Source organism: Phenylobacterium sp. (assembly GCF_044358365.1).
In the GTDB taxonomy this organism is placed as follows: Bacteria; Pseudomonadota; Alphaproteobacteria; order Caulobacterales; family Caulobacteraceae; genus Phenylobacterium.
This window is the reverse complement of the sequence record NZ_JBIKNZ010000004.1, coordinates 13,713-38,269: the sequence shown is the minus strand read 5'-3', so window position 1 is coordinate 38,269 and position 24,557 is coordinate 13,713. Positions and strand designations below refer to the sequence as shown.

Genomic DNA, 24,557 nt, shown 5'->3' with positions numbered 1-24,557 from the left:
CGCATCATTTACCCGCGGCGAGGCGCTCCAGGCGATCAGTCCCGACCGCGCCGACAGCGGCTTTCAGCTGGCTCATGTCCACGCCGGCGCCATTGGCCTGAATCAGGAACCTGTCGGCGACCAGGACGCTGTATTCGCCCCGCCGCCCCTCGGTCTCGAAGCTCTCACGGGTCAAGCGGCCATCCGTCTTCCCAACCTTCTCGTAGCCGGTCGCACTCTCGGAGGATGATTTCAGGTTGAAGGCTCCCGCCATGCCAGCCAGAGCGCCGGCGGAACCCAGATCGATCACTTCAACCGAAAGGCTCGCGTCGCCACGGCTGTAGCGTCCTTCCACCCCCGCCCCTTGAAGCCCTCCGATCCCGCCGCTCGAGGACCTGGTCTCGGTACGTGTGAATCCGGCAATGTTCGCGGGAAGGTACGTCTTCAGGATGTCCGGATCGGTGGGCGCCGGGCCGTTCCCCTCGCTCGCCTGGCTTGCCGCAGCCTCAAGGGCCTTTGAAGCGGCCTCGAGTTTGCCGAGGTCAATCGACCCCTGCCCCGGAATATTGACCGTGCCGCTGATCGCGGGTGGCGTCAGGGTGCGGGACAGCCCACTCAACCCCAGAATTCCGCCCACGATCGCACTGAAGATCAGCCCAACCACGATGGCCACGACCACGACCACGGCAAAGTAGCTTGCCGCCCGTTCCCGGGGCGCCTTCATCAGCTTCGGCAAGCCTCGGTAGAGCAGGAATAAGCTGTAGAGCCCGCCCAGCAGCGCCAGGATCCCTACCGCCGGTAGCAAACCAAACACGCCGGCGATCCATCCGGCGGTCGGCGCATAAGCAGCGACCTTGAACGCCTGCACACGATCCTTGAAACCGGCAAAGCCGGGAGCCAGGGCATCGATGATGTAGGCGAGGACGAAAACCATGCCCAGACTGACCGCGAGCATCAGAACGGCCTGGGCGGCGAGGTAAACAGGCGAGAAGCGCAGGGTCACACCGAACCCGCCAAACCCGATGCCGGCGCCAAAAACCAATTGGCCAATGAAGTTGCAGATCACCGGGATCAGGGCCAGGGGGAGCACATAGCTCGTGAACACGCCCTGGATCGTTGCCGGCTCCCGCTCGATTTCGTCCCAGGTCGTGGAGGGTTGCAGGATCAGGGCTTTCGCCCGTGCGACCAGTCCGGCGGTCTTTGATCCGGGCTCTACGATGCTCATGGCTCTCTCCCTGGCAGTTCGATTGCGGCCCCAACGGCGAGAGACTAGCCCGAAGGTGCGCCACCGCACAGACCTTCGCTTCAGGGTCGGCTAGAGTGATACCCATTCGAATCACGGAGACACCATGGCCCGCGACGGCGCCGCCTACGCTTGTCAGTCCTGCGGAGCCATCCAGACCCGGTGGTCCGGCCAGTGCCCGGCCTGCGGCGCCTGGAACAGTCTTGTCGAGGAGATGGGGGCTCGACCGCCAGGCGCGCTGAAGCTCACGAAACCCACCCGCAAGCAGCATCTGGCCTTCGAAGGGCTGGACGAGACCACGCCCGCCCCACCCCGGATCGCTACGGGCGTGGACGAATGGGATCGGGTCTGCGGCGGTGGTGTCGTTCCAGGATCGGCTATTCTGGTGGGCGGGGATCCCGGCGTCGGGAAATCCACCCTGCTGCTCCAGGTGGCCGCAAGCGCCGCACGACGCGGCGCGCGGTGCGCCTACATCTCCGGCGAAGAGGCTGTGGAACAGGTCCGCGCTCGCGCCCAGCGCATGGGCCTTGCCGACGCACAGGTGAAACTGGCGGCGGAAACGTCGCTCAGGGCGATCCTCGACGGCCTGAAGGCTGAGCCCTTCGATCTTGTGGTGATTGATTCCATTCAGACGATGTGGAGCGACGCTCACGAAGCCGGGCCGGGCTCGGTCACCCAGGTCAGGGCGGCCTGCCAGGAACTGGTGCGACTGGCCAAGAAGCGCGGGCTGGCCGTCGTATTGGTGGGCCATGTGACCAAGGAAGGCGCCATTGCCGGGCCACGGGTGGTCGAGCACATGGTCGACGCGGTGTTCTCTTTCGAGGGCGAGCGTGGCTATCCGTTCCGCATCCTTCGCGGCGCCAAGAACCGGTTCGGCGCAACTGATGAGATCGGCGTGTTCGAGATGGGCGATCAGGGCCTGGCAGAGGTCAAGAACCCCTCCGCCCTTTTCCTCAATACCTCTGGCGAGCGCGCTGCAGGCGCGGCGGTGTTCGCCGGCATCGAAGGATCGCGGCCCGTGCTTGTAGAGATCCAGGCGCTCGTGGCGCCGTCGGCCTATGGCACCCCGCGACGTGCGGTGGTGGGTTGGGATTCCGGGCGCCTGGCGATGGTGCTGGCGGTGCTCGAGTCCCGATGCGGCCTAAGTCTTGGCGACCGGGACGTCTACCTCAACGTGGCCGGGGGGCTGCGCATATCCGAACCAGCCGCCGATCTGGCGGCAGCGGCAGCGCTGGCCTCATCGGCTCTGGATCAGGCCTTGCCGCAGGACTGCGTGGTCTTCGGCGAAATCAGCCTGTCGGGCGATGTTCGTTCGGTGAGCCGTATGGACGGTCGACTGAAGGAGGCCGCGAAGCTGGGCTTCCGGCGGGCGTTGGGGCCGACTGGCGCCGAACCGCCCTCCGGGATGAGGCTGATGGGCGCCGCTCGCCTGGCGGATGCCATCCGGCGAATCGGCGACGGCGATTGGGATTGAGCATCCATTGACGCAGCTGGATTTCATCATCCTGGCGCTGCTGGCGGTTTCGGCCGCCATCGGTTTCTCACGAGGCGCCGTGCGCGAGGTTTTCGCGTTGGGCGCTCTGGTGATCGCTGCGATTCTGGCAGTCGTAGGTTTACCAGTCTTCGGCCCGATGGCCCGGGAGGCCATAAACCCCGACTGGTTTGGCACCGCCGCCGCACTGGTAGCGGTCTTCGTCACAGCGTTTGTCGCTCTGCGACTGATGGGTGCGGGCATCGCGCGACAGGTGCAGAGCACACAGATGCTTGGCTTCCTCGACCGATCTCTGGGTCTGCTGATCGGCCTCGGCCGTGGCCTGATGGTGCTGGGCGCGCTCTATCTGATGTTCAACGCCGCGACGCCACCGGACTTGCGTCCGAAGTGGATTACCGGTGCGCAGACCTGGCCCGTGGCAGGCAACATGGGCCGCCTGATCGAGAGACTCGTTCCAAAGGGTCTCGACCTTGCCGGTCGCATGAAACCCGCCGTTGACCGCGCCGTTCGCGACGGGTCGCGTGACAGAACCGCGACAGAGGGCTACGAGGCCCCAGCAAACCCAGTCGCCGCCCCCCCGGAGCGCTCACGATGACCCTGTCCCACGACCATTGGGCCCAGCCGCAGCGTGACCCCGACGATGACACGCCGCGCCTGGAGTGCGGGGTGTTCGGTATTTTCGATGTCGCCGAGGCGTCCGGCATTACCGCTCTGGGGCTGCACGCCCTGCAGCACCGCGGACAGGAAGCCTGCGGCATCGCCTGTTTCGACGGCCAGCGATTCCATACGGAACGCCACATGGGCTACGTCGGGGATGCTTTCGGGGGCGGAGACCTAAACAAACGCCTGCCCGGTCATCATGCCATCGGCCATACCCGCTACTCTACCGCCGGCGGGAGCTTCCTGCGCAACGTCCAGCCGATGTTCGCCGATCTTGAAGCGGGCGGCATCGCATTGGCCCACAATGGCAACCTAACCAACTTTCTCGCTTTGCGGGAACAACTGGTCGCCGAAGGTTCGATCTTCCAGTCGACATCGGATTCGGAGGCCATCCTTCACCTGATCGCGCGATCGCGTCGCGCCAAGTTCCTTGACCGCTTTACCGAGGCTCTGCAGCAGATCGAGGGCGGCTATGCGCTGGTCGCGCTCACCAACAAGAAACTGGTCGGCGTTCGGGACCCGCTCGGTATTCGCCCGCTGGTGTTGGGCGACCTAAGCGGCAAGTCGGTGCTCGCGTCAGAAACCTGCGCTCTGGATCTGGTCGGCGCCACGTTCGTGCGGGATGTTGAGCACGGCGAGATGGTGGTCATTGACGAAACAGGCGTCCGAAGTTTCAAGCCCTTTCCCGCCCAGAGGGCCCGACCCTGTATCTTTGAGTACGTATATTTCGCACGCCCGGATTCCGTGGTGAACGGTCGCTCGGTCTACAACGTCCGCAAGCGCATGGGCCGCCGGCTGGCGCAGGAAAGCCCTGCCGACATCGACGTGGTGGTTCCGGTGCCAGACAGCGGCGTGCCTGCGGCTCTCGGCTTCGCCCAGGAAGCGGGCGTACCTTTTGAAATGGGCATCATCCGGAACCACTATGTCGGGCGCACCTTCATCCAGCCCACCCAGGGTGAGCGCGAACTGGGTGTCCGGATGAAGCTTTCGCCCAACCGCGCCGTGCTGGCTGGAAAGCGGGTACTGCTCGTGGACGATTCCATCGTCCGCGGGACGAATTCCGTGCGTGTGGTCCGCATGGTGCGCGAGGCGGGCGCCAAGGAGGTTCACCTCCGCTCGGCCTCTCCGCCGATCATGTGGCCGGACTACTACGGCATCGACATGCCCGACCGCGACAAGCTGCTTGCGGCCAACCACTCCGTTGACGAGATCGCGCGGATTCTCGGCGTAGACTCAATGGGCTATCTGTCGATCGACGGGCTCTATTGGGCGATGGATGCGGTGCGCGATCCTGTAAATCCCCAGTACACCGACCACTATTTCACTGGTGAGTACCCCACCCGTTTGCTCGATCGCGAGATTGCCGAAGGTCGCAACGAACTCGTCGAGCGACAGCTCTCGTTCCTGGTCGACGCGTGAACGGAGCGCCGCCAGGGTGGTTCGCCCGCCTGAAGCTGGACTGGTATCTCGTTCTCATCCTGGCCGTGGCCGTGCTGGCCTCGGTGCTTCCGGCGCGCGGTGATTTCGCGGCGGGCTTCGGATGGTTCACCAAGGCCGCGATCGCCCTGGTGTTTTTCCTGCACGGCGCGCGTCTATCCCGCGAGGCGGTGATCGGCGGTCTGACCCACTGGCGGCTGCACCTGCTGGTGTTGGGCTCGACCTTTGGTCTGTTTCCCTTGCTCTGTCTTGGCCTGGTCGCCCTGCCCGGCTGGATCACACCGGCCCCGCTGGCCGCCGGGATTGTGTTCCTCGGGTGTCTGCCCTCGACGATCCAGAGTTCCATCGTCTTTGTCGGAATTGCCCGGGGAAATGTGCCGGCGGCCGTAGCCGCAGCCTCTGCCTCGAACCTGCTCGGAGTATTCCTGACCCCGTTGCTGGTGACGATGCTGCTGCAGGCTCAGGGCGGCGTAAGCGGCGCGTCGGTGGGCGTAATCGTCCTGCAACTTCTGGCGCCCTTCGTTGCGGGGCAGCTTCTGCGCCCCCGCATCGGGGCCTGGGTAGCGGCGCAGTCAAAGGTCCTGTCGAAGGTGGATCGAGGCTCCATCCTGCTGGTGGTCTACGGAGCCTTCTCCGGGGCTGTTGTCGAAGGCGTCTGGACACGGCTGGACGGCCTCGACATTGCTCGAATGGTCTTGCTGAGCGTCGTCCTGCTGGGCGCCCTGCTGGTCATCACGGCGTGCCTGGCCCGGGCGCTCGGTTTCAACAAGGCCGATGAGATCGCCATCGTGTTCTGCGGGTCCAAGAAATCACTGGCCAGCGGGGCGCCAATGGCGGCGGCGCTGTTCTCACCGGCCGTCGCCGGTGTCGCTCTGATCCCGCTGATGATCTTTCACCAGGTTCAACTGATGGCCTGTGCAGCGATCGCTCAACGGTACGCCGCGCGCGCTGACACGCACGCAGATAGCGGCTAAGACCCCGAGCCATGTCCGACCTGCCTCTCTCCGACCGTATCGCCCTCGTGACCGGCGCCAGCCGCGGTATCGGCCGCGCCGCCGCCCTGGCCCTGGCCGCTGCAGGCGCTCATGTCGTCGCCGTCGCCAGAACACCGGGCGCTCTGGAAGCCCTGGACGATGAAATTCGCGCCCTGACCGGCGCGCCAGCCACTCTTGTCCCCATGGACATCGCCGAGGGCGATGGACTTGATCAGCTAGGGCTGGCCATCCACCAGCGCTTCGGACGACTGGACATCCTGGTTCATGCCGCCGCGATCCTTGGACCGATGACGCCGGTGGGCCACATCGAGCCGCAACACTGGGACCGCGTGGTCGCCGTCAACCTCAGCGCCTCCTATCGCCTGATCCGTAGCATGGAACCCCTTCTGCGGGCCTCTGAACACCCTCGGGCGATATTCCTAACCAGCGGGCGCGCTATCCGGCCCAAGGCCTTCTGGGGCCCTTACGGCGTCACCAAGGCTGGTCTGGAACATCTTGTGCGAACCTGGGCCGACGAACTGGAGCAGACGAACGTCCGCGCCGTGCTGCTTGACCCGTCCGTCATGCGCACGCGCATGCGCGCCGAAGCGATGCCGGGCGAAGATCCCGAGACCTTGCCCGATCCTTCCGAGATCGGTCCGCTGATCGTGGAGCTGGCCCAGGCCGACCTGGGTCTGCCGAAATCTAGCGTGGTCTTTTCGGACTGGAAGACGGCCGGGACGCTCGCTTCGGCTTGACGCCGGGCCGGATCAATTTCGCAGCACGGCCACGCGGATTGCCGGGTTTGGCCTTTGGACCCTGCGGCTTGGCCTTGCCAAACAGCTTTGGCTTGCCCTCTGCCCCCTCCTTGGCGCGGTCGGCAGCGGCGCGTCGGGTTTTCGCCGCAAGCCCCGTCTTCGCCTCCGAAGGCCGCGCACGTGTCAGGCCCGTCCCGCTTTTCTCCTCCCCCTCGGCGAAGGGGTTCTTGTTTGATTTGACGGTCAGACGGATTGGAACGCCCGGCAGGTCGAAACTCTCGCGGATCGAGTTCACCAGATAACGACGGTAGTGGTCCGGCAATTGGTCCGCGCGGCTGGCGAAGAGCACAAAGGTCGGTGGTCGCGCCTTGGTCTGGGCCATGTATTTGGGCTTCACCCGGCGTCCGCCGACCGCAGGAGGGGGATGACGCTCGACCGCCATCTTCAGCCAGTCGTTGAGATCGCGGGTTTTAACCTTGGTGGACCAGTCGCCGTGCGCCTTGAAGACAGCCGGCATCAGCCGGTCCAGGCCCCGACCGGTCTCCGCCGACAGAGCGATGATGGGCGCACCCTTGACCTGGGGCAGTTGCCGCTGGGCCTCGTCGATCAGCTCGGCGAGTTTGGTCTGCGGATCCTCGACGAGGTCCCACTTGGCCAGCACGAAGACCAGCGCCCGGCCCTCACGCTCCACCAGATCGGCAATCTGCAAGTCCTGGGTCTCGAACGGATGGGTGGCGTCCATCACCAGCAAAACCACCTCGGCAAAGGTAATCGCCCGTATGGAATCGTGGGTCGACAGCTTCTCGAGATTGGCCTGCACCTTGGCCTTGCGTCGCAGGCCCGCCGTGTCCACCAGCCGGATCGCGCGATCCTCCCAGGTCCAGTCTACGGGGATCGCATCGCGGGTGATGCCGGCCTCCGGGCCGGTCAGCAGTCGGTCCTCGCCAATCAGGCGGTTGACCAGTGTCGATTTCCCGGCATTCGGGCGTCCGACGATGGCGATACTGACGGGTTTGTCGTCACCCGACAGCTCATCGGCATCCTCTTCCAGATCGAGCGTCAGACCGACGACGGCGCCGTAGAGGTCGGCCATCCCCTCGCCATGCTCGGCAGAGATCGGGATCGGCTCGCCTAGACCCAGCTTGTATCCGTCCAGAACGCCGGAGTCCGACGCCTTGCTCTCGGACTTGTTGGCCAGCAGCAGCACGGGCTTGCCCTTGCGGCGCAGCACGTCGGCAAAGATCTCGTCGCCGGGGGTCACCCCTTCGCGGGCATCAATGACGAAGAACGATACGTCGGCTTCATCAACCGCCAGCTCGGTCTGCGCCCGCATCCGGGCTTCGAGGCTCTCGTCGGTGACATCCTCGAACCCGGCGGTGTCAATCAGCTCAAGGTCCAGGTCGCCCAGACGACCGGTCCCGAAGCGACGGTCGCGGGTCACGCCCGGCTGGTCGTCAACGATCGCGAGCTTGCGCCCGGCCAAACGGTTGAACAGCGTGGACTTTCCGACATTCGGTCGCCCGACAATCGCGATCTTGAGCGCCATGGCGGTAGTGTAGCGGACTGATCACCGGATAGCGATCAGATCCGCCTCCTGTGTCACCACATAGACAGTATCACCCATGGCGATGGGCGAGGTAATGGACGATCCCTTGATGTCCAAACGCTTGGTGATCTCGCCCGTCTTGGCGTTGAGCGCCACCAGCTCGCCGTTTTGTCCGACAATCAGCAAGCGGTCATTGGCCAGAAGCGGGCCGGACCAGATGGGCCGCGTTTTTGCCTGGCCACCGATCCCGAAGATGCCGCCCTGCTTCTTGGCGTTGAAGCCTTCGTTGAGGTCGCGCATCCAGAAGATCTGGCCGTTCTCGCGCGAGGCGCAAATCACCTCGCCGGTCTTCGACACCACAAAGACAACATCGCCGGCCGGAACCGGCGCCGTTATTCCCACGACCGGCAGACTCCAGCGCGCCTGACCGGTTCGCAGATCCGTCGCGGAGAAGACGCCGGAGTGACTGACGGCAAAAACGTCGCCCTGATAGATCGCAGGGCGACCCGGGATGTCGCGGATCTCCGACAAGGCGCTGGTGCGGCTGGCGCGTGAGAGCGCCTCGGTCCAGAGATCGTTGCCGTTGGCGGTCCGCAAGGCCACCAGTTCGCCCGAACCAAAGGCAGCGACAACCGTGTCGCCCGAAATAGCAGGGCTGGACGCGGAAAGGATCCGCGCCGATTCAGACAGCGCCTGATAGGTCCAGCCCGGCGCGCCGGTGGCCATATCAAAGGTGTGTAGCGTGTTGTCGATCGCCACCGCGAACACCCGGCCGCCGGAAATCGTCGGCGCGCCGTGAATGGCTTCACCTGTGCGGGCGCGCCAGCCAATGGCGCCGGATTGGGCGTCCATCTGCAGGACTTCACGATAGCCAGACGAGACGTAGAGCTTTCCGTCCGCATAAGCGACACCGCCGCCGAAGCCCAGGCGATCACGCTTGTTGTCGCCGGGGTTGGTCGATGTCCGCCAAAGCTGGGCGCCGCTGCGAGCATCCATGGCGGCCACCCAGCCCTCAGCGTCCATCAGAAATATCTTGCCATCAGCCCCAACCGGCGGCGCGGTGACATAGCGGCCTCGTTTGGTTCCGAGCCCGAAGCTCTTGCGCCATGTGACCGACAGGTCCGGGGCTGCATCGACATTGCCGATGACTTGCTCGACCGTGCCGCCCGGGACCGGCCAGGCGGCGAGCTTTTCGACCGGAGGCAAGGCAAAGTCGACACCCTTCAGAGCGGGCGCCGCCTCAAGAACCTGATCTGGCGGAATGATCGAGATGCGTTGGCCTTCGCCGGCCAGTTCCACGGGACCGTCATCCCTCTTGTCGAAGGGGTTCAGGCGGTTGACGGTGGCGCAACTGCTCACGCCAAGGGCCGCCACCAGCAGGGCAGCGAGAAATGTCGGGCGGTTCATCATTGCGGCGCGGACTGCGGCTGGCCGGACTGCGGAACGGCGCCGAGCAGAGCCGACGGATCCATCAGGCCCGGCGGCGGCAGGATCGCCGCCGCCTTCACAACAGCCGGAACGGCCTTTGCCGAACCTGAGTCGATAAGGCCGATGGCCGCCTGTGCGCGCGCCTGGGCGCCCTGGGGCGCATCAAGCAGCTGTGAAAGGACGACAAAATCGCCCCGCGCACCGGCCAGATCACCCGCATTGAGTTTTGCGAACGCCAGAGCCTCCCTGGCCTGGATCCGATAGGGGTGGCCCTCTTCCATCAGCGGCTTCAAGCGCGCCTCCATATCCTTGAGCGACGCCGTGTCGAGCACGGCGAAGGCGGATTTGAGGCGGGCCGCATCGCCGACCAGTGGATCCGTCGCGGCCTTGGCGGCCTCGTCGTAGAGCCTGACGGCCTCGTCGGTCTTCTTCTGCTCGACCGCGTAAGCCGCCAGATGCATCAGCGAGAGGGATTTGTACGCGCCGGACTGCGCCTTGGAGACCTCGGTCCAGAGCTGGCGGGCTTTCTCGCGGTCGTTGGCGGTAAACGCCTCGATGGCCGCCGCATACTGATCGGCCGCCTTGCTGACCTGCCCGGTGCGGTAGGTGTCGTAGCCCCAGTAGCCCAGGGTCGCGACCAACAGCGCAGCTGCGCCACCGATGAACCACGGCATCACCTTGCGGGCGAACTGCTTGTAGCGGTCGGTGCGTAGCTGCTCCTCGACCTCTTCGAATAGATCCGTCACTTAAGGGGGCTCCGCAGACGACTGTCTCTGAACGAGGCGCGGAACCTATAGCGGTCAGCCGCCCGCCTCAAGCCTGACCGGCCTTGGCGAAGTATATCTCTGCGGTTCCGGGGAAGCGGCGCTGGCGCACATCCTCGCTGAACGCCGCCGCCGCGCGATCGATTTCGCTGCGCAGATCAGCGTATCGGCGAACAAAACGGGGCGTCCAGTCGAACATGCCCAGCATGTCGTCGGTCACCAGGATTTGCCCATCACAACCCACCGAAGCTCCGATGCCGATTGTGGGCACGGCCACAGCCTCGGTGATGTCACGCGCCAGCTGTTCGGCTACACCTTCCACCACGATGGCGAAGGCGCCCGCCTCCGCCGTCGCCCGGGCCGTCGACAAAATGCTTTCCCGCTCTGACTGGCACCGACCCTTGGCGCGAAATCCACCGTCCGTCATGACGGCCTGTGGGCGCAGGCCCACATGACCCATCACCGGGATACCGCGCTCCACCAGGAAGGCGATGGTGTCCACAACGGCAGCGCCGGCCTCGACCTTGACCGCGCCAGCCCCGGTTTCCTTCATGACACGGGCGGCATTGTCATAGGCGGACTCGGGCGCGCCTTCGTAGGAGCCGAAAGGCATGTCGACGACCACCATCGCGCGGCTAGAACCCCGCATGACGGCCTGACCGTGCAGGATCATCATCTCCAGGGTCACACCGATGGTGTTCGGCAAGCCATGGACAACCATGCCCAGGCTGTCCCCCACCAGCAGCAGGTCACAGTGATGGTCCAGCAGCTCGGCCATGGGTGCGCTGTAGGCGGTCAGACATACTATCGGCACGCCGCCCTTCCGCGCCGAGATGTCCGGAGCGGCGATACGCCGGACCGGTGACGGACGTTGGCTGGACACGATCAGATTTCCTCGATGACCCTGGATATAGCGAAGCCCATAGCCACGACCGCCAGACCGCCTGCAATCCAGACGCCATATCCGCCTGAAAGCACCGACAGCATATCCGAAGACGGTGTGGCGCGCGCGAGCCCGAGCGATAGAGCTCGCGCCGACTGTTCGGCGCTCTCGACGCGCTGGAAAACGTTGAACAGCATCAACTGACTCGCGCCGATAACGCCGCCAGCGAGACCGGCTGTCCCAATCAGCCAGCGCCGCGCTGTCCAGCCACGATCAAGACGCCGCTCAAGCCGCTCGGCAAATGCCTGAGCGTCCGCGAAATCCGGAGCCTCGGCGAAGAGTCGTTCGAGACGACGCTCGAAATCGAACTCAGCCATTCTCCCGCCTCCCGTCCAGAGCGACGCCGTCGGGCGGCGCCAGTCGCGCTCTGAGTTTCTCCAGACCACGTTTGACATGTGATTTGACCGTCCCAAGCGGCAAATTCAAGGCATCGGCGGCTTCGGCGTGGGAAAGACCAGCGCCGTAGCACATGGAGACGCACAGCCGCTCCGTAGGCGAGAGGGTTTTGAGGCCTTCATCAAGGTCGATCCGGCCGTCAGCCTCTGCGGACCCGCCGTGACTCTCGTTCCCGACCGCATCCTGGGCATAGGCCGCCAGCCGCTTGTCGCGCTGAAGTCGACGCAGATACTGGCGTGCAGCAATCCGCTTGACCCAGCCGGCAAACGTCCCCTCCCCGCGGAACTCTGCGATCCGCTCGAAGGCGGCGAGAAAGGCATCCTGGGCAACGTCGTCTGATTCAGACGCCTGGGCGCCCATCCGACGCAGCAACTGCCGGATCCCTGAGCCGTGACGCCGCACCAGCTCTCCAAACGCGCGGCGTTCGCCATTCGCCGCAAGGCGGCAAAGGTCCACATCGTGCTGACTGGTGAAGATCGTGTTCGATCCCGACATGGGCTGCTACCCCCGGTTCAGGCGATCAGGACTTGGTTCTGTTCAGGTAGCTAAGCGCTACAAACGCCAGGCCAATGAAGATCGGAAACGCCGCGAGACCCAGGCAGGGGTAGAGTACGTCCGGCTCCTCAAAGCTCATGACAAACCCGAGCGCCGCCAAGCCCACACCGACACCAAGCCAGACAATTCCGACCCGCAGATCCCGTTGTGGTGACGGCATACTGGCTGGCGACCGCACATTGCTCGACATGGCGTCGATCAACTCGGCGGGGAGCGGTTGACCCTTCTCGATGGCGACCCGCAGGGTCTCCGCCATCTTCTGGCGTTCCTGGCTCTTGAAATAGCGTGGCGCGATCACGAGCGCCGCGATCATCGCGAAGAACGAAAGGGGGATCAGAATTTCCATGTCAGGTCTCCTCACAAAGGTCAGCGAGCGAGAACCGCCCGTCTATGATGCTTAGAGGCATGGACCTAGCTCACCAGATGCAGAGCGTCGGATGAAACCTTAGTCATGTTTCATTCCGGGGGCGGCTGTTACAGGCCCTTCCAGCAGAATCACGACCATGAAGGCCAGGGTCAGGCTGGCGATGGCCGGGGAATGGCCCTTGATCAATGGCGCAAGATTTTCGACCAATGCGGGCCAAGCCGACCACAGCACGCAGCCCCCCAGCAGGGTCAAGACCGTCAGCATAAGGACGTCCACGACAAAACGACGATGCGCCACTTTCTCCATGACGGCCAGGGTGAACGCCGGGTCGCGAGCCGATGGCGCGTCCCGGGAGAACAGCGCAATCAGGTGGTCGTCGGTCTCACTCATGCGAACCTCCCAGAACTTCCAACAATCGCGCCCGCCCACGTGAAACATGGGACTTCACGGTACCCAACGGCAAGCGCAATGCCTCCGCTGCCTCGGCGTGGCTGAAATCCGCCGCCAGGCAAAGGGCCACACAGGCCCGCTGATCCGGTGGAAGGCTCGACATAGCTGCCTCGATTGTAAGCCGCTCGTCGCTCATGGCGCGGCTTGATGGCGGTTTTTCGGCCTCGTAGGTCGCCTCCCGGGCCCTCGCTCGCATGGCGGAGCGCATTGCCGAAAGGTGCTTGTTGTATCCAATTCCGCACAGCCAAGCCCGAAAGCTGACGCCTTCCTGAAACCGACCGAGCCGCGACCAGGCCGTCAGAAACGTTTCCTGCGCCAGATCATCAGCCTGCGCCCAGCTTCCGCAGGTCCGGCGAAGAAAGGCCCGGACCGCCTGCTGGTGGCGATCTACCAGGCTTGCGAACGCAGCCGTGGATCCTGCCCGGGCGGATGCGACCAGCGCGTCATCGCCCGCCCCACCCTCAGTGTTCATCGCCGCGGGGGGAAGGTGCTGGAAAAGATCGCCGCAATCAGATTGCCGACCGCAACACAGGACATGATGATCGCCACCAACTGAAACGACCAGTCCACGCCCGGCAGATCTGCATAGTAGGCGGCGAACCAGAACCCGGCTGCGACGGAGCCCGTTACCAGCGTGCGACGCCACGCCCAGTACGGCCCCAGCAGTCGATAGCGTAGATAGTGGCGCCGGTAGCGGCGGCCATAGCGATCATAGGGCTCGTAGGCGGTCGGTTCCTCTTCTTCCTCGTCCCGAAGAGCTTTGATCAGTTCAGGCGGCGGATCCTTGCCCTGGTTCGTGTAGGTGCGCAGCAGTTCGAGCCGATCCTTGCTGCGCTGATAGGCCAGCCACCGATCCCATGCGCCAAAGGCAAAGAAGGCCAGCGGGAACAGCAGCCACCAATAGCTGCGGAAGATCTCGTCCATTGCGGAAGCTCCGTAGGCGGCATGTCGAAGCGATTTCCGACACCCTTCACCCACCAGTCGCCACCGGTCGGAGGTTTGGATGCAGGGGTCGTCAAGACGGCTGAAAAAGTTCGGTGGGATTGCCAGCCGGATCCTTACACAGGACCTGACGGCCACCTGGTCCAGCCGCCACGTTCACATCGTCGACGATGTAGCTCATCCGAGCCATCCGCGAGCCTCCGCCGTCAGCCGACCTCGGAGGCGTAGACCTCCGGCTTGAAGCCGACGATCAACCGATCTCCCATGGCCAGTACCGGGCGCTTGATCATTGATGGTTGAGCGAGCATCAGGTCGACGGCCCGGACGGCGTCGATACCCAGTTTGTCGGCATCCGGAAGTTTCTTGAACGTCGTGCCGGCGCGGTTCAGGAGCACCTCCCAACCGACGGTCCGGACCCATTCTTCCAGGGTCCCGCGTTCGATCCCCTGCTTCTTGTAGTCGTGAAAGTCGTAGGCGACCCCGTGGTCGTCCAGCCAGGTCCAGGCCTTCTTCATGGTGTCGCAGTTTCGGATGCCGTGGAGCGTAGCCGTCATCGAAGTTTTCCCTGGACAAAGAAGAACGCCGCCCCTTCGCAGGAGCGGCGTCAATCTCAGGCAAGTTGGACAGATGCGTCTAGAACTTCTTACGCACGCCGACCTTGAAGGTACGACCCAGCGGATTGCCGACAAAGGGATCGTAGTTGAGTTCCAGACGCGCCTTTGAGGGGCTTTCGTCCAGCGCGTTCAGCACTGATGCGGTCAGTGTCAGGTCGTTCTCCATGACCCAGCGATAGGTCAGATCATGGGTCATGAACGATCCAACCTTCAGGCCCGACGTCGTCAGCTGGCAGTTCGTGGCCGTCCCGGCTCTTGCATTGGCGACATTGCAGTTGGTCGAAGCACCGGTCTGGACCGTGGTCGGGCCGCGGTTGTCGATGGCGCTGTCGATGTAGTTGATCGTCCAGCGCAGGTTATGGTCGCCACGTGTGTAGTCGGCAAAAAACTGGCCGCGCCAATCCGGAATGGTGCCCGGAAGACGGTCATAGTTGGTGAAGCCAGCAGCCTCATAGGCCGGCGAAACGGTGATACCGCCGAAGACGAACGCTGCCTGCTTGAAGTTGAGCACATAGCTGACGTTGCCGCCGATATCGAGCGAGCCACCCATCACGTCATCGAACCGATAGGTGACATCCACGTCGATGCCGTCGGTCTTGATGGTCGGACCGTTAGTGGTGTCGGCCCGGACCCGCGCGATGTCGTTGCCAACGGTCACGCCCTGGATGCAGGCATTGCCATTGTTGAAGGTCAGCAGACTGCGCAACGGATTGGCGCAATTGACAGCCTGACTTCCGTTGCCAACCCCGGCGACCGCCGAGGCGACGATGTTGGCCGGAACCGACACGATCTGGTCCTTCAGCCTGTAGGACCAGTAGTCGATCGTGGCCGTGAGATTGCCCGCCTGGACAATGGCGCCCAGACTGTAGGTGAAGGCTTTTTCGGGCGCGGTGTTGGGATTGCCGAAATTGTCCACGGATTTGAAGTTGTTGCCGGCGGCGGCGATCCCGGAAAGACTTGTGCCGCCGGTAGGAACCACGTTTCCGGCGGTCGGTCCGCGGAATGATGTGCCCACCGACCCGCGCAGGGCCAGCCAGTCGATGACCTGCCATTTCGTCCGGAACTGTGGATTGAACGTTGAACCGGTCTGACCGCCATAGTCCTCGTAGCGCGCGGACAATTGGACGTTGATGGCTTCCGAAACCGGAACGTTCAACTCGGCAAACGCCGCATAGACATCCTGTTCCAGAGATAGCGGGAAGTTCTGGCCCAGGAAGATATAGGGCCCCGTCCGGAAGGCGCAGGTGGTTGAACCCGCGACCGGGCACGGCGTGATCTCCGAGTTGTAGAACGGGCTGCCGATCTTCTGGTCGTAGTTGATCTTGCGATACTGGGCGCCGACCGCCCAGCCGACGTCACCGCCAGACAGCGTGATGGGCAGAACACCGTTGAACACGGCGTCGACAACGAAGGTGTCTTGTTCGGAGTTGAATTTCTGCCGGTCGAACAGCGATGCTACCAGTTCCCTTGAGTTTGCGTTGGCGGACACAAATCCGGGATTGGTCCCGCCGAGAGCCGGGTTGCCCGAATAGGCGTTAGAGAACGGATTGAAGTAAGAGCAACCGTTCGCGCCGGGGGTTGTCCCGGTGCAGCTGGTCCCGCCGAAACCGTTCAGGGCGCGTTGCAGGCGATCAATCAGGATGTCTGTTGTCTGCTGATCCTGCAGCTCACGGATATAGGTCATGGCGACCTCGTACCCGATGCCCGCAAAACCGGTTTCACCCTTCAGCTCAGCCGAGATCCGGAACTCTTCATACTTCCGGCTGCCTTTTTGTCCGCCAAGGCCGCCGGTGCTGTTGTTGCCGCCCGCGCCGAACGGTCGCCAGAGTGTCGCCAATGCGTTGGTCGCTGTGCCGACCAGCGCCCCATTGCCTGTCTGTTGCAGGAAGGTGTTGAAGCCGGGGTTCGTGGACGGAACGCTGTAGACGTTGACGCTTCCGGGGCCGTTGGGACCCGACGTCGGTGGATAGCCCGGCGAGAACCGGATGCCCGGGATCGACGTCTGTGCGTAAAGCGCTTCGACATGGAACTTGGACGACGCCCCGACATCAGCGTTGAACTCACCGTAGAGCTGATACTGATCCTGTTCCTCAACCAGATTGTCGAACGGCAGGTAGCTGAAATAACAGGCCGGCGTCGCGCCGGTGAAGCCTTCGAAGCCGCCGACCGCCGCGCAGTTTGCGTCTCGAGCAAAGCCAACGGTGGTTGTGCCAGTCGGACCGCCACGAATTGTCCAGGCGCCGGGTTGCCCCAGAACCGACCACCCTGAAGGATTCGTGAGGTACGGCACCAGGATGTCTTTCTTGCGATCGACGGTGCCCAGCTCCGAACGGTGCTGATAGGCCGCGCTCACCAGAAGGTTCGACGTGTCTCCAACCCAGCCAAACAGAAGGCTGCCGGTATAGTCGCCCTTTGACCCGTCGACGTACCGATAGTCGGCCTGAGCCTCGAGGCCCGATAAGTTCTTGCGCGTGATGAAGTTGGCCACGCCGCCGATGGCGTCCGAGCCGTAGGTCGCCGCGGCGCCGTCTTTCAGGATCTCGACCCGGCCGATGGCGGCCACAGGCAACAGGTTGGTGTCGCTGACGTAGCCCGAGAACCTGCGTCCGTTCATCAGCACCAGGGTCCGCTGGGCGCCGAGGCCGCGGATGTTGATGGTGCCGCCGCCGGATCGGCCCTGGGCGGCTGCGGAAAACTGGTTGGAGTCGCCCAGCACCGGTCCACTGATCGGCAGCGTCTTGATTAACTCCAGCACGGACGGCGAACCGCGCCGTTCCAGTTCTGCCTGCCCGATTACGGCAACAGGGATCGACGTCGTCTTCGGTGTTCCGGCGATAAATGAACCGGTGACGACGACTTCCTCGACAACGGTCGCGTCTTTGGCGGCGGTCGCGTCTTTGGCGACGGTCTGGGCCGTCGCGCCGCCCGTAGTCATGGCCGTCATCAACAAGGCCAGCGTCGATACGCTACAGAAAGACTGCAGTTTCAGCATTTGATTTCTCCAACCCGGATGATCGCGTCCTCTATTTGTGACGCTTTGAACAACCGTTCGCAGGAAGAGGATCTCACCTGTAGAATTGTAACGCCACAGAAATGTTTTGCCTTGTTTCGCCATATTCCGGGGCGAAGCCATCACACCCAAGGCCTGTACGGGCGCGATCACACCTCGCGCACCAGGCGCCCGGGCAGGCCAGCGGCGCAAAAGGGTCGGACGTCGTTGGGCCGGGTCAGGGGACCGAGAGTTTTCCCCGTGGCGTGTAGTGAACCTCTGCGCCCGGCCCTAGCGGCAGGTCAAAATGGGCCCAGGTCATGGTCATGGCCATACCCACCACCATGAACCCCAACGCATAGGGCAACATCAAGGCCAGCAGGGATCCCACGCCGGTCGACGGCGTCCAGCGCCGACAGAAGGCCAGTACCAGCGGGAAGTAGGACATGAGCGGCGTCATGATGTTGGTGTAGCTGTCGCCCATGCGGTAGGCGGCGGTGGTCATCTCCGGCGAGATCCCCAGCAACATGAACATCGGCACCACCACCGGCGCCATCGCACTCCACTTGGCCGATGCCGAGCCAATGAACAGGTCCAGCAGAGATGAGAACCCTTGCACGCTGACCAGCAAAATCGCGGGCGGAAGGGCCAATCCCTTCAGCGCTTCGGCCCCGTGGATCGCTGCAATCGGCCCCAGGCGCGACCAGTTGAACATCGCCACAAAGTGGGCCGCAAAGAATACGAAGACGATGTAGGGCGCCATCACCCGCACCCCGTCGATCATCTTTTCGATCACATCCTGCGTCGTCCTGACCGTCCCGGCGCCAACGCCGAACGCGATACCGCTGATCAGGAACAGCAGCATGAACCCTCCGACCAGGGCCCCGTAGAGGGGCTGGAGCTGGGACGGACCGGTCTTGCTTTCATCGATCAGCGGCGTGTAGCCCGGCCACAGAGCCAAAGCCGCAAACGCGAGCACGACCCCCAGCGCCGCCACCCCAGCCATCCGCAGGCCCCGCGCCTCCAGATCAGTCACTGCCGAGCGCGCCAGTTCGGCTTTCAGGCCATCATCCGCCTCACCGCCCCAGGCGCCCAGACGGGGTTCGACAATCCGGTCTGTGACGAACCAGATGATCGGCGTGAACACCACCACGATGCCCAGAATGAACCACCAGTTGCCCAGCGGGTTCATCGTCCAGGTCGGATCAATGATGCGGGCGGCCTCCTGGGTGAAGCCAAACAGGATCACGTCGGTCTGGCCGGGCGTGATGTTGCCCGCAAACCCGCCCGAGACAGCGGCGAACGCCGCAGCGATCCCCACAAGCGGATGACGACCGACGGACGCATAGAGCAACCCGGCGAGCGGGATAAACACCACATAGGCCGCGTCGGATGCGTGGTGCGACATCATCCCGACCACCGCCACCATCGGCGTCAGGATCACGCGGGGTGCGTTGCGCAGGCTGGCCCGGATGAGGGCGCTGAACAGCCCCACTCGCTCGGCCACGGCCGCCCCGAAGATCACGACCAGAACGGTACCCAGCGGTGCAAAACCGGTCAGGGTGCGCGGCATCTCGGTGAACAGCCGGGTGATGTTCTCTTCCGAGAAGAGCGACTGCGCCTGGAAGGTCAGCACGCCGTCCTTGAGCACGCCAAAGGGCGGCGCCTCGGTCCCGGTGAAGGCAAATGAGGCCGACCAGCCCAGCGCAGCGCCCAAAGCCGAGAAGGCCATCAGGCCCGCGATAAGCCAGACAAAAATCATGATCGGATCAGGCAGCAGATTGCCCAGCCGCTCTACAATCGCAAGAAAGCCTCGATTGGGCCGTCCGCCAGATTCCAACTCGGACTGACTCACACCTCTACTCCTTCGGGGCGACAGGCTTGAAGCAAAGCGTCAAGGGCCGCGGACATGTCCTCAAGACCCGGTTTGGGTTCAGCTGCAAAATTCGGCCCGACCGCACACCGCGCGGCGCCACCTCACGCGCAATCGTTCATATAACGGCTGGCGTTGCCGCGTAACCCAGATCCGCGCGGAGCGTAGCCCATGCCGATGCTCTCCCTGATACATGCTGCGACGGGGACCAGGTCAGCGCTCGACCGTGGCGAAAGCTCGACGACGTCTTGCTGCACCGGACAATGTCACCCACGGAGGCGGGCATTCCGGGGCGTAGCATCAGCTTGACGGCGTCCTGGGCGACTCGCTGCGCCATCCGGCGCCGAGGGAGAGGTTTGCGGTAGCCCAGGCGTCACGCTCGCCGGCCTCGGCGGCGGTATATGCGGCTTCAGCGGCAAGGTAGCCAGCCTCAGCCTCGGCAAGTTCAAAGGTACTGGATAGCCCGGCGCGGTTACGCGAGCGCGCGGCCCCTACCAACACCTCTGCAGCCCCGCGCGCGCTGCGGGCGGCCTCGGTGCTGCGTCGGGCGCTGAGCCAACCATCCACAGCACCGTCGGTCTCTTCGACTGCCGCCAGCAGGGTCTGCTGCCATGTGGCAGCGGCCGCTTCGCTATTGGCATCGGCGGCGGCAATGCCAGCCTTGACCCGGCCGAGATTGAATATCCCCCAGTTGAGTGCCGGCCCGATGGCAAAGCGGAAGGCGCCGGCGTCGCTCAAATCGGCCGGAGTTGCAGCCAGCCCGGCCGAAGCCCCCAGCGACAGGCTGGGATAGAGCGCCGCCCGCGATGCGCCGGCCCGCGATCATCTCGACCAGTTCGTCGATCGCACCGACCGGCTGCTGAACCTGATCGAGAGCTTCGTTCCCGAAGCCGCCTGGCTCTCGGACACCGAGACGCTGACCTACCTCCATTCCTGCGTCTCGACCGCGCGCCACCGCGTGCGCGTCCCCGAGACGCCGATGCACCTCGACGCGCTGCTCGCCGATCGACCGTTCGCCGGCGGGCTCGAGCCGCGGCTCGGCACCGCGCACCTGCGCACGTTGTCGGTCGTCGGTTTCCCGTCCTCGACCTTCCCCGGGATCCTCGACGAGCTGAACCGGCTCGCCTTCCCCTACCGGTGGGTCACCCGCGCGGTCTGCATGGACAAGACCGACGCGGCCAAGCTGCTCGGCCGCATCCGCCGCCAATGGTTTGCCAAGCGCAAGTCGATCGCGGCGTTGCTGAAGGAGGTGCTGACCAACGAAGCCTCGTCGCTGATCGACACCGACGCCGCCAACAAGGCGGCAGACGCCGACGAGGCGCTACAGGAACTCGGCGCCGACATGGTCGGCCACGCCTTCGTGACCGCGACGGTCACGGTCTGGCATGACGATCCGCGTATCGCTGCCGATCGGCTGCGGCTCATCGAGAAGGTGATCCAAGGCCGCGACTTCACGACCATCACCGAGGGCGTCAACGCGGTCGAGGCCTGGCTCGGGAGCCTGCCCGGCCATCTCTACGCCAACGTCCGCCAGCCGCCGATCTCGACGATCAACCTCGCGCACATGATTCCACTGTCGGCGGTGTGGGCGGGTCCCGAACGCAACGACCACCTCGACGGCCCGCCGCTGTTCTTCGCGGCGACGGAAGGCTCGACGCCGTTCCGCTTCAGCCCCCATGTCGGTGACGTCGGCCACACGCTCGTGGTCGGGCCGACGGGCGCGGGCAAGAGTGTGCTGCTCGCGCTGATGGCGCTGCAGTTCCGGCGCTACGCGCAGGCTCAGGTGTTCGCCTTCGACTTCGGCGGCTCGATCCGCGCCGCCGCGCTCGCCATGGGCGGCGACTGGCACGATCTCGGTGGTGCGCTGTCGGACAACGCCATCGAGCCGGTCGCTCTACAGCCGCTGTCGGAGATCGACGAGCCCGGCCAACGCGCCTGGGCGGCCGAGTGGTTGGCCGGCGTGCTCGCCCGCGAAGGGGTGGCCGTCACCCCCGAGGTCAAGGACCACCTCTGGTCGGCGCTGTCGTCGCTGGCATCAGCGCCGCCCTCGGAGCGGACGCTGACCGGGCTGTCGGTGCTGCTCCAGTCCAATACGCTAAAGCGCGCGCTCCAGCCCTACTGTCTCGACGGGCCTTGGGGCCGGCTCCTCGACGGCGACCATGAGCGGCTTGGCGTTGCCAGCGTCCAGGCGTTCGAGACCGAAGGATTGATCGGCACCGCCGCCGCGCCCGCCGTGCTCGCCTATCTGTTCCACCGGATCGAGGCCCGGCTCGACGGAAGCGCGACCCTCGTGATCGTCGACGAGGGCTGGCTTGCGCTCGATGATCCGACCTTTGGCACCCAGCTGCGCGAGTGGCTGAAGACGCTCCGCAAGAAGAACGCGAGCGTCGTGTTCGCGACGCAAAGCCTCGCCGACATCGACGGCTCGGCGATCGCGCCCGCGATCGTCGAGAGCTGCCTGACACGCATCTTCCTCGCCAACGAGCGCGCGCTCGAACCGCAAATCGCGCGCATCTACGAGAAGTTCGGGCTCAACGACCGCCAGATCGAGATCGTCGCGCGGGCGACCCTCAAGCGCGATTATTACGCCCAGAGCCGCCGCGGCAACCGGCTGTTCGAGCTAGGGCTCGGCCCCATCGCGCTCGCCTTCACCGCCGCCAGCTCGAAGGCCGATCAGGCGGCCATCGCCGATGTGCTGGCGACCAGCGGGCGCGACGGCTTCGCCGCCGGCTGGCTCCGCCGTCGCGGCCTTGGCTGGGCCGCCGAACTCATCCCCACCGCCAACACGGAGACATGACTATGAAGACCCGATCGCTTTCCCGCGTGCTGCTCGCCGGCTGCGCCGCGGTCTCGCTCGCGCTGACCACGAGCGTGCCCGCCACCGCCCAGATCGCGGTCTGGGACCCGACCAACCACGTCCAGAACGTGCTCCAGGCCGCGCGCGCCCTGCAGCAGATCAACAATCAGATCGCCTCGCTCCAGAACGAGGCGACCTCGCTGGTCAATCAGGCGCGCAATCTCGCGAGCCTGCCGCATTCGTCGCTCGCGGCGTTGCAGGGTCAGATACAGCGCACGCAGCAACTACTCGGCGAAGCCCAGCGGATTGCGTATGACGTCCGCTCGATCGACGAGGCGTTCACGCGCGGCGGCTACGCCAACGCCAGCATGACCGCGACGAACCGTGAGCTGTTCGACAGCGCGCGCGAGCGCTGGTCGAACTCGGTCGCCGCGTTTGAGGATGCGCTTCGCGTTCAGGCCGGCGTGGTCGGGAACCTCGACGGCGCGCGCGCGGAGATGTCCACGCTGGTCACCGCCAGCCAGTCGGCGACCGGCGCGCTCCAGGCGGCGCAAGCCGGCAACCAGATCCTTGCGTTGCAGTCGCAGCAGATCGCCGACTTAACCGCAGTCGTTGCGGCGCAGGGACGGGCCCAAGCGCTGGAGCAGGCTCGCCAGGCCGCCGCGTCCGAGCAAGCACGCGAGCAACTGCGGCGCTTCGTGGCCCCGGGTCGCGGCTATCAGCCCGGTGATGTGCGGATGTTCCCGCAGTGACCTTCACCCGGGACACGCAGCTATGGGTGCGGCTCGGCGTGGCGGCGTTTGTGACGGTCGCCTTTGCCGTCGCCGTGATCGATGCGCGACGGGCCCCGCCGAAGGCGGCCGCGGTCGCCACGGCGATCGGGCCGACAGATCCGGTCGCCACCGAGCTCGCGCGCTGTGCTGCGATCACGGACCCCGCCGCCGTCGATCCTACGTGTCGCCAGGCCTGGGCTGAACACCGCGCCCGGTTCTTCGGGGCCGCTAAGCAGGAGCAACGCCCGTGAATAACGTCGGCGTCATCGACCGGTTTCTGGCGGTCTTCACCCAGTACATTGACTCAGGCTTCGGGCTGCTGTCCGGCGAGGTCGCCTTCCTCGCCACCACGCTGATCGTCATCGACGTGACGCTGGCAGCGCTATTCTGGACGTGGGCCTCCGACGACGACGTGCTCGCGCGGCTGGTCAAGAAGACCCTTTTCGTCGGCATTTTCGCCTACATCATCGGCAACTGGAACGGCCTCGCCCAGATCATCTTCGAGAGCTTCGCCGGCCTTGGGCTGCAAGCCTCGGGCGGCACGGTCAGCGCCGCCGACTTCGTGCGGCCCGGCCGCATCGCGCAGGTCGGCATCGACGCCGGGCGGCCAATTCTCGATTCGATCTCCGAACTAATGGGATTCGTGAGCTTCTTCGAGAACTTCATCCAGATCGCGGTGCTGCTGTTCGCCTGGGTACTGGTCATCCTCAGCTTCTTCATCCTCGCCATCCAGCTGTTCGTCACGCTAATCGAGTTCAAGCTGACGACGCTCGCGGGGTTCGTGCTCATTCCGTTCGGCCTGTTCGGCAAGACCGCCTTCCTCGCCGAACGCGTCCTCGGCAACGTCATCTCGTCGGGCGTAAAGGTCCTCGTGCTCGCCGTCATTGTCGGCATCGGCTCGACGCTGTTCTCGCAGTTCACTGCCGGGTTCGCGGGCGGCCAGCCGACGATCGAGGACGCGCTCGCCATCGTGCTGGCGGCCACTTCACTGCTCGGGCTCGGCATCTTTGGACCGGGCATCGCCAACGGCATCGTCTCCGGCGGACCGCAGCTCTCCGCCGGTGCGGCGGTGGGCACCGGCCTCGCCGCGGGCGGCGTGGTCGCCGCCGGTTATGGCGCAGCCCGGCTCGCCGCAGGCGGTCTCGCCGGCGCGGACGGTGCGGTCGGCAGCCGCACGGCTGCGGCGACGACCGTGCCCGCGACCCGTGGTCCGACCGGAACGGGAGGTGGATCGCCCGGTGGGGCTCCGACCCCCGGCGGTTCCGGTCCGAGCGGCGGCGCTCCGTCTGGCGGCGGTTCGACCAGCGGCGGCCCGACCGTCCGTCCCGCGCCTATGACGATGGCGTCCGAGTCTACATCGAGTTCCCGACGGGCATCGCGCAGGGCGACATGCCGCCGTTGTTCGTGGTCGCGGCCGACGGCCGTAACGCCGAGCTGGTCAACTACCGTGTCCGCGGTCGCCACATGATCGTCGACCGCCTGTTCGGTGCGGCCGAGCTGAGGCTCGGCGCCGACCGCCGCCAGCAGCGTGTCCGCATCGAGCGGACCGACGGGAGTGTGTCGCGTGACTGAGCGCC

22 protein-coding genes and 3 pseudogenes are annotated in these 24,557 nt (G+C 64.9%); 10 read left to right on the top strand and 15 right to left on the bottom strand.

All coding sequences use genetic code 11. The annotated features are described in order from the left end of the window. Positions 1-4: 4 nt before the first annotated feature. On the bottom strand, positions 5-1,204 hold the full coding sequence (locus ACIQ3B_RS02230) for a Yip1 family protein (RefSeq protein WP_397399681.1): 1,200 nt from the start codon (positions 1,202-1,204) through the stop codon (positions 5-7). A 124-nt stretch (positions 1,205-1,328) separates the two neighbouring features. Between ACIQ3B_RS02230 and radA the strand changes: the two genes are divergently transcribed. From radA to ACIQ3B_RS02205, 5 genes are read left to right on the top strand one after another with little or no spacing between them, the layout of a single operon-like run. Next, entirely contained in the window at positions 1,329-2,696 is a 1,368-nt protein-coding gene (radA, locus tag ACIQ3B_RS02225; protein ID WP_397399680.1) for a DNA repair protein RadA, read from the top strand. Between the two features lie 7 nt (positions 2,697-2,703). Beyond that, positions 2,704-3,309, top strand: coding sequence for a CvpA family protein (locus tag ACIQ3B_RS02220; protein ID WP_397399678.1), 606 nt, complete (start codon positions 2,704-2,706; stop codon positions 3,307-3,309). After that, a complete protein-coding gene (gene purF / locus ACIQ3B_RS02215; RefSeq protein WP_397399677.1) occupies positions 3,306-4,793 on the top strand; it encodes an amidophosphoribosyltransferase in 1,488 nt (495 codons plus the stop codon). Before ACIQ3B_RS02220 ends, purF begins: the two co-directional genes overlap by 4 nt. After that, positions 4,790-5,785, top strand: coding sequence for a bile acid:sodium symporter family protein (locus ACIQ3B_RS02210; protein ID WP_397399676.1), 996 nt, complete (start codon positions 4,790-4,792; stop codon positions 5,783-5,785). The genes purF and ACIQ3B_RS02210 overlap by 4 nt, the downstream gene beginning before the upstream one ends. Before the next feature lie 11 nt (positions 5,786-5,796). After that, on the top strand, positions 5,797-6,543 hold the full coding sequence (locus ACIQ3B_RS02205) for an SDR family NAD(P)-dependent oxidoreductase (RefSeq protein WP_397399675.1): 747 nt from the start codon (positions 5,797-5,799) through the stop codon (positions 6,541-6,543). Here the strand turns inward: ACIQ3B_RS02205 and der are convergent. The 14 genes and pseudogenes from der to ACIQ3B_RS02135 form a co-directional block, all read right to left on the bottom strand. Further along, a complete protein-coding gene (gene der / locus ACIQ3B_RS02200; RefSeq protein ID WP_397399674.1) occupies positions 6,491-8,089 on the bottom strand; it encodes a ribosome biogenesis GTPase Der in 1,599 nt (532 codons plus the stop codon). The genes ACIQ3B_RS02205 and der overlap by 53 nt on opposite strands. 21 nt (positions 8,090-8,110) lie before the next feature. Next, positions 8,111-9,499 carry a PQQ-binding-like beta-propeller repeat protein gene (locus ACIQ3B_RS02195; protein WP_397399673.1) on the bottom strand — a complete coding sequence of 463 codons (1,389 nt, stop codon included), beginning with the start codon at positions 9,497-9,499 and terminating at the stop codon, positions 8,111-8,113. Next, complete coding sequence (locus tag ACIQ3B_RS02190) at positions 9,496-10,263, bottom strand: tetratricopeptide repeat protein (protein ID WP_397399672.1); 768 nt, start codon at positions 10,261-10,263, stop codon at positions 9,496-9,498. The genes ACIQ3B_RS02195 and ACIQ3B_RS02190 overlap by 4 nt, the downstream gene beginning before the upstream one ends. 67 nt (positions 10,264-10,330) lie before the next feature. Next, positions 10,331-11,164 (bottom strand): 3-methyl-2-oxobutanoate hydroxymethyltransferase, encoded by an 834-nt coding sequence (gene panB, locus ACIQ3B_RS02185; RefSeq protein ID WP_397399671.1) that lies wholly within the window; start codon positions 11,162-11,164, stop codon positions 10,331-10,333. A 2-nt stretch (positions 11,165-11,166) separates the two neighbouring features. Then, positions 11,167-11,541, bottom strand: a complete 375-nt coding sequence (locus tag ACIQ3B_RS02180) for a hypothetical protein (RefSeq protein ID WP_397399670.1) — start codon at positions 11,539-11,541, stop codon at positions 11,167-11,169. Further along, positions 11,534-12,115 carry an RNA polymerase sigma factor gene (locus tag ACIQ3B_RS02175; protein WP_397399669.1) on the bottom strand — a complete coding sequence of 194 codons (582 nt, stop codon included), beginning with the start codon at positions 12,113-12,115 and terminating at the stop codon, positions 11,534-11,536. Before ACIQ3B_RS02175 ends, ACIQ3B_RS02180 begins: the two co-directional genes overlap by 8 nt. A 25-nt stretch (positions 12,116-12,140) precedes the next feature. After that, positions 12,141-12,521 (bottom strand): DUF6249 domain-containing protein, encoded by a 381-nt coding sequence (locus ACIQ3B_RS02170; protein WP_397399668.1) that lies wholly within the window; start codon positions 12,519-12,521, stop codon positions 12,141-12,143. A gap of 99 nt (positions 12,522-12,620) precedes the next feature. Continuing rightward, on the bottom strand, positions 12,621-12,932 hold the full coding sequence (locus ACIQ3B_RS02165; RefSeq protein ID WP_397399667.1) for a hypothetical protein: 312 nt from the start codon (positions 12,930-12,932) through the stop codon (positions 12,621-12,623). Continuing rightward, a complete protein-coding gene (locus ACIQ3B_RS02160) occupies positions 12,925-13,464 on the bottom strand; it encodes an RNA polymerase sigma factor (protein WP_397399666.1) in 540 nt (179 codons plus the stop codon). The genes ACIQ3B_RS02165 and ACIQ3B_RS02160 overlap by 8 nt, the downstream gene beginning before the upstream one ends. Next, positions 13,461-13,916 carry a hypothetical protein gene (locus ACIQ3B_RS02155; RefSeq protein ID WP_397399665.1) on the bottom strand — a complete coding sequence of 152 codons (456 nt, stop codon included), beginning with the start codon at positions 13,914-13,916 and terminating at the stop codon, positions 13,461-13,463. The genes ACIQ3B_RS02160 and ACIQ3B_RS02155 overlap by 4 nt, the downstream gene beginning before the upstream one ends. Before the next feature lie 224 nt (positions 13,917-14,140). Next, a complete protein-coding gene (locus ACIQ3B_RS02150) occupies positions 14,141-14,488 on the bottom strand; it encodes an arsenate reductase (protein WP_397399664.1) in 348 nt (115 codons plus the stop codon). 79 nt (positions 14,489-14,567) lie between these two features. Then, positions 14,568-17,540 carry a TonB-dependent receptor domain-containing protein gene (locus ACIQ3B_RS02145; RefSeq protein WP_397399663.1) on the bottom strand — a complete coding sequence of 991 codons (2,973 nt, stop codon included), beginning with the start codon at positions 17,538-17,540 and terminating at the stop codon, positions 14,568-14,570. Between the two features lie 235 nt (positions 17,541-17,775). Beyond that, complete coding sequence (locus tag ACIQ3B_RS02140) at positions 17,776-19,392, bottom strand: AbgT family transporter (RefSeq protein ID WP_397399662.1); 1,617 nt, start codon at positions 19,390-19,392, stop codon at positions 17,776-17,778. Positions 19,393-19,710: 318 nt separating this feature from the next. Then, positions 19,711-20,211 (bottom strand): annotated as a pseudogene (locus ACIQ3B_RS02135) (TolC family protein); the annotation flags it as partial. Between the two features lie 16 nt (positions 20,212-20,227). Here ACIQ3B_RS02135 and trbE point away from each other — a divergent pair. The 5 genes and pseudogenes from trbE to ACIQ3B_RS02110 all read left to right on the top strand — a co-directional run. Next, a pseudogene (gene trbE, locus ACIQ3B_RS02130) lies at positions 20,228-22,207 on the top strand (conjugal transfer protein TrbE); the annotation flags it as partial. After that, positions 22,204-22,959 carry a P-type conjugative transfer protein TrbJ gene (trbJ, locus tag ACIQ3B_RS02125; protein ID WP_397399661.1) on the top strand — a complete coding sequence of 252 codons (756 nt, stop codon included), beginning with the start codon at positions 22,204-22,206 and terminating at the stop codon, positions 22,957-22,959. The pseudogene trbE and the gene trbJ, both read left to right, overlap by 4 nt. Continuing rightward, positions 22,956-23,231 carry a putative entry exclusion protein TrbK-alt gene (trbK-alt, locus tag ACIQ3B_RS02120; RefSeq protein WP_397399660.1) on the top strand — a complete coding sequence of 92 codons (276 nt, stop codon included), beginning with the start codon at positions 22,956-22,958 and terminating at the stop codon, positions 23,229-23,231. Before trbJ ends, trbK-alt begins: the two co-directional genes overlap by 4 nt. Beyond that, positions 23,228-24,346, top strand: a pseudogene (trbL, locus tag ACIQ3B_RS02115) (P-type conjugative transfer protein TrbL); the annotation flags it as partial. The gene trbK-alt and the pseudogene trbL, both read left to right, overlap by 4 nt. Then, entirely contained in the window at positions 24,337-24,552 is a 216-nt protein-coding gene (locus tag ACIQ3B_RS02110; RefSeq protein ID WP_397399745.1) for a TrbG/VirB9 family P-type conjugative transfer protein, read from the top strand. The pseudogene trbL and the gene ACIQ3B_RS02110, both read left to right, overlap by 10 nt. Positions 24,553-24,557: the final 5 nt, after the last annotated feature.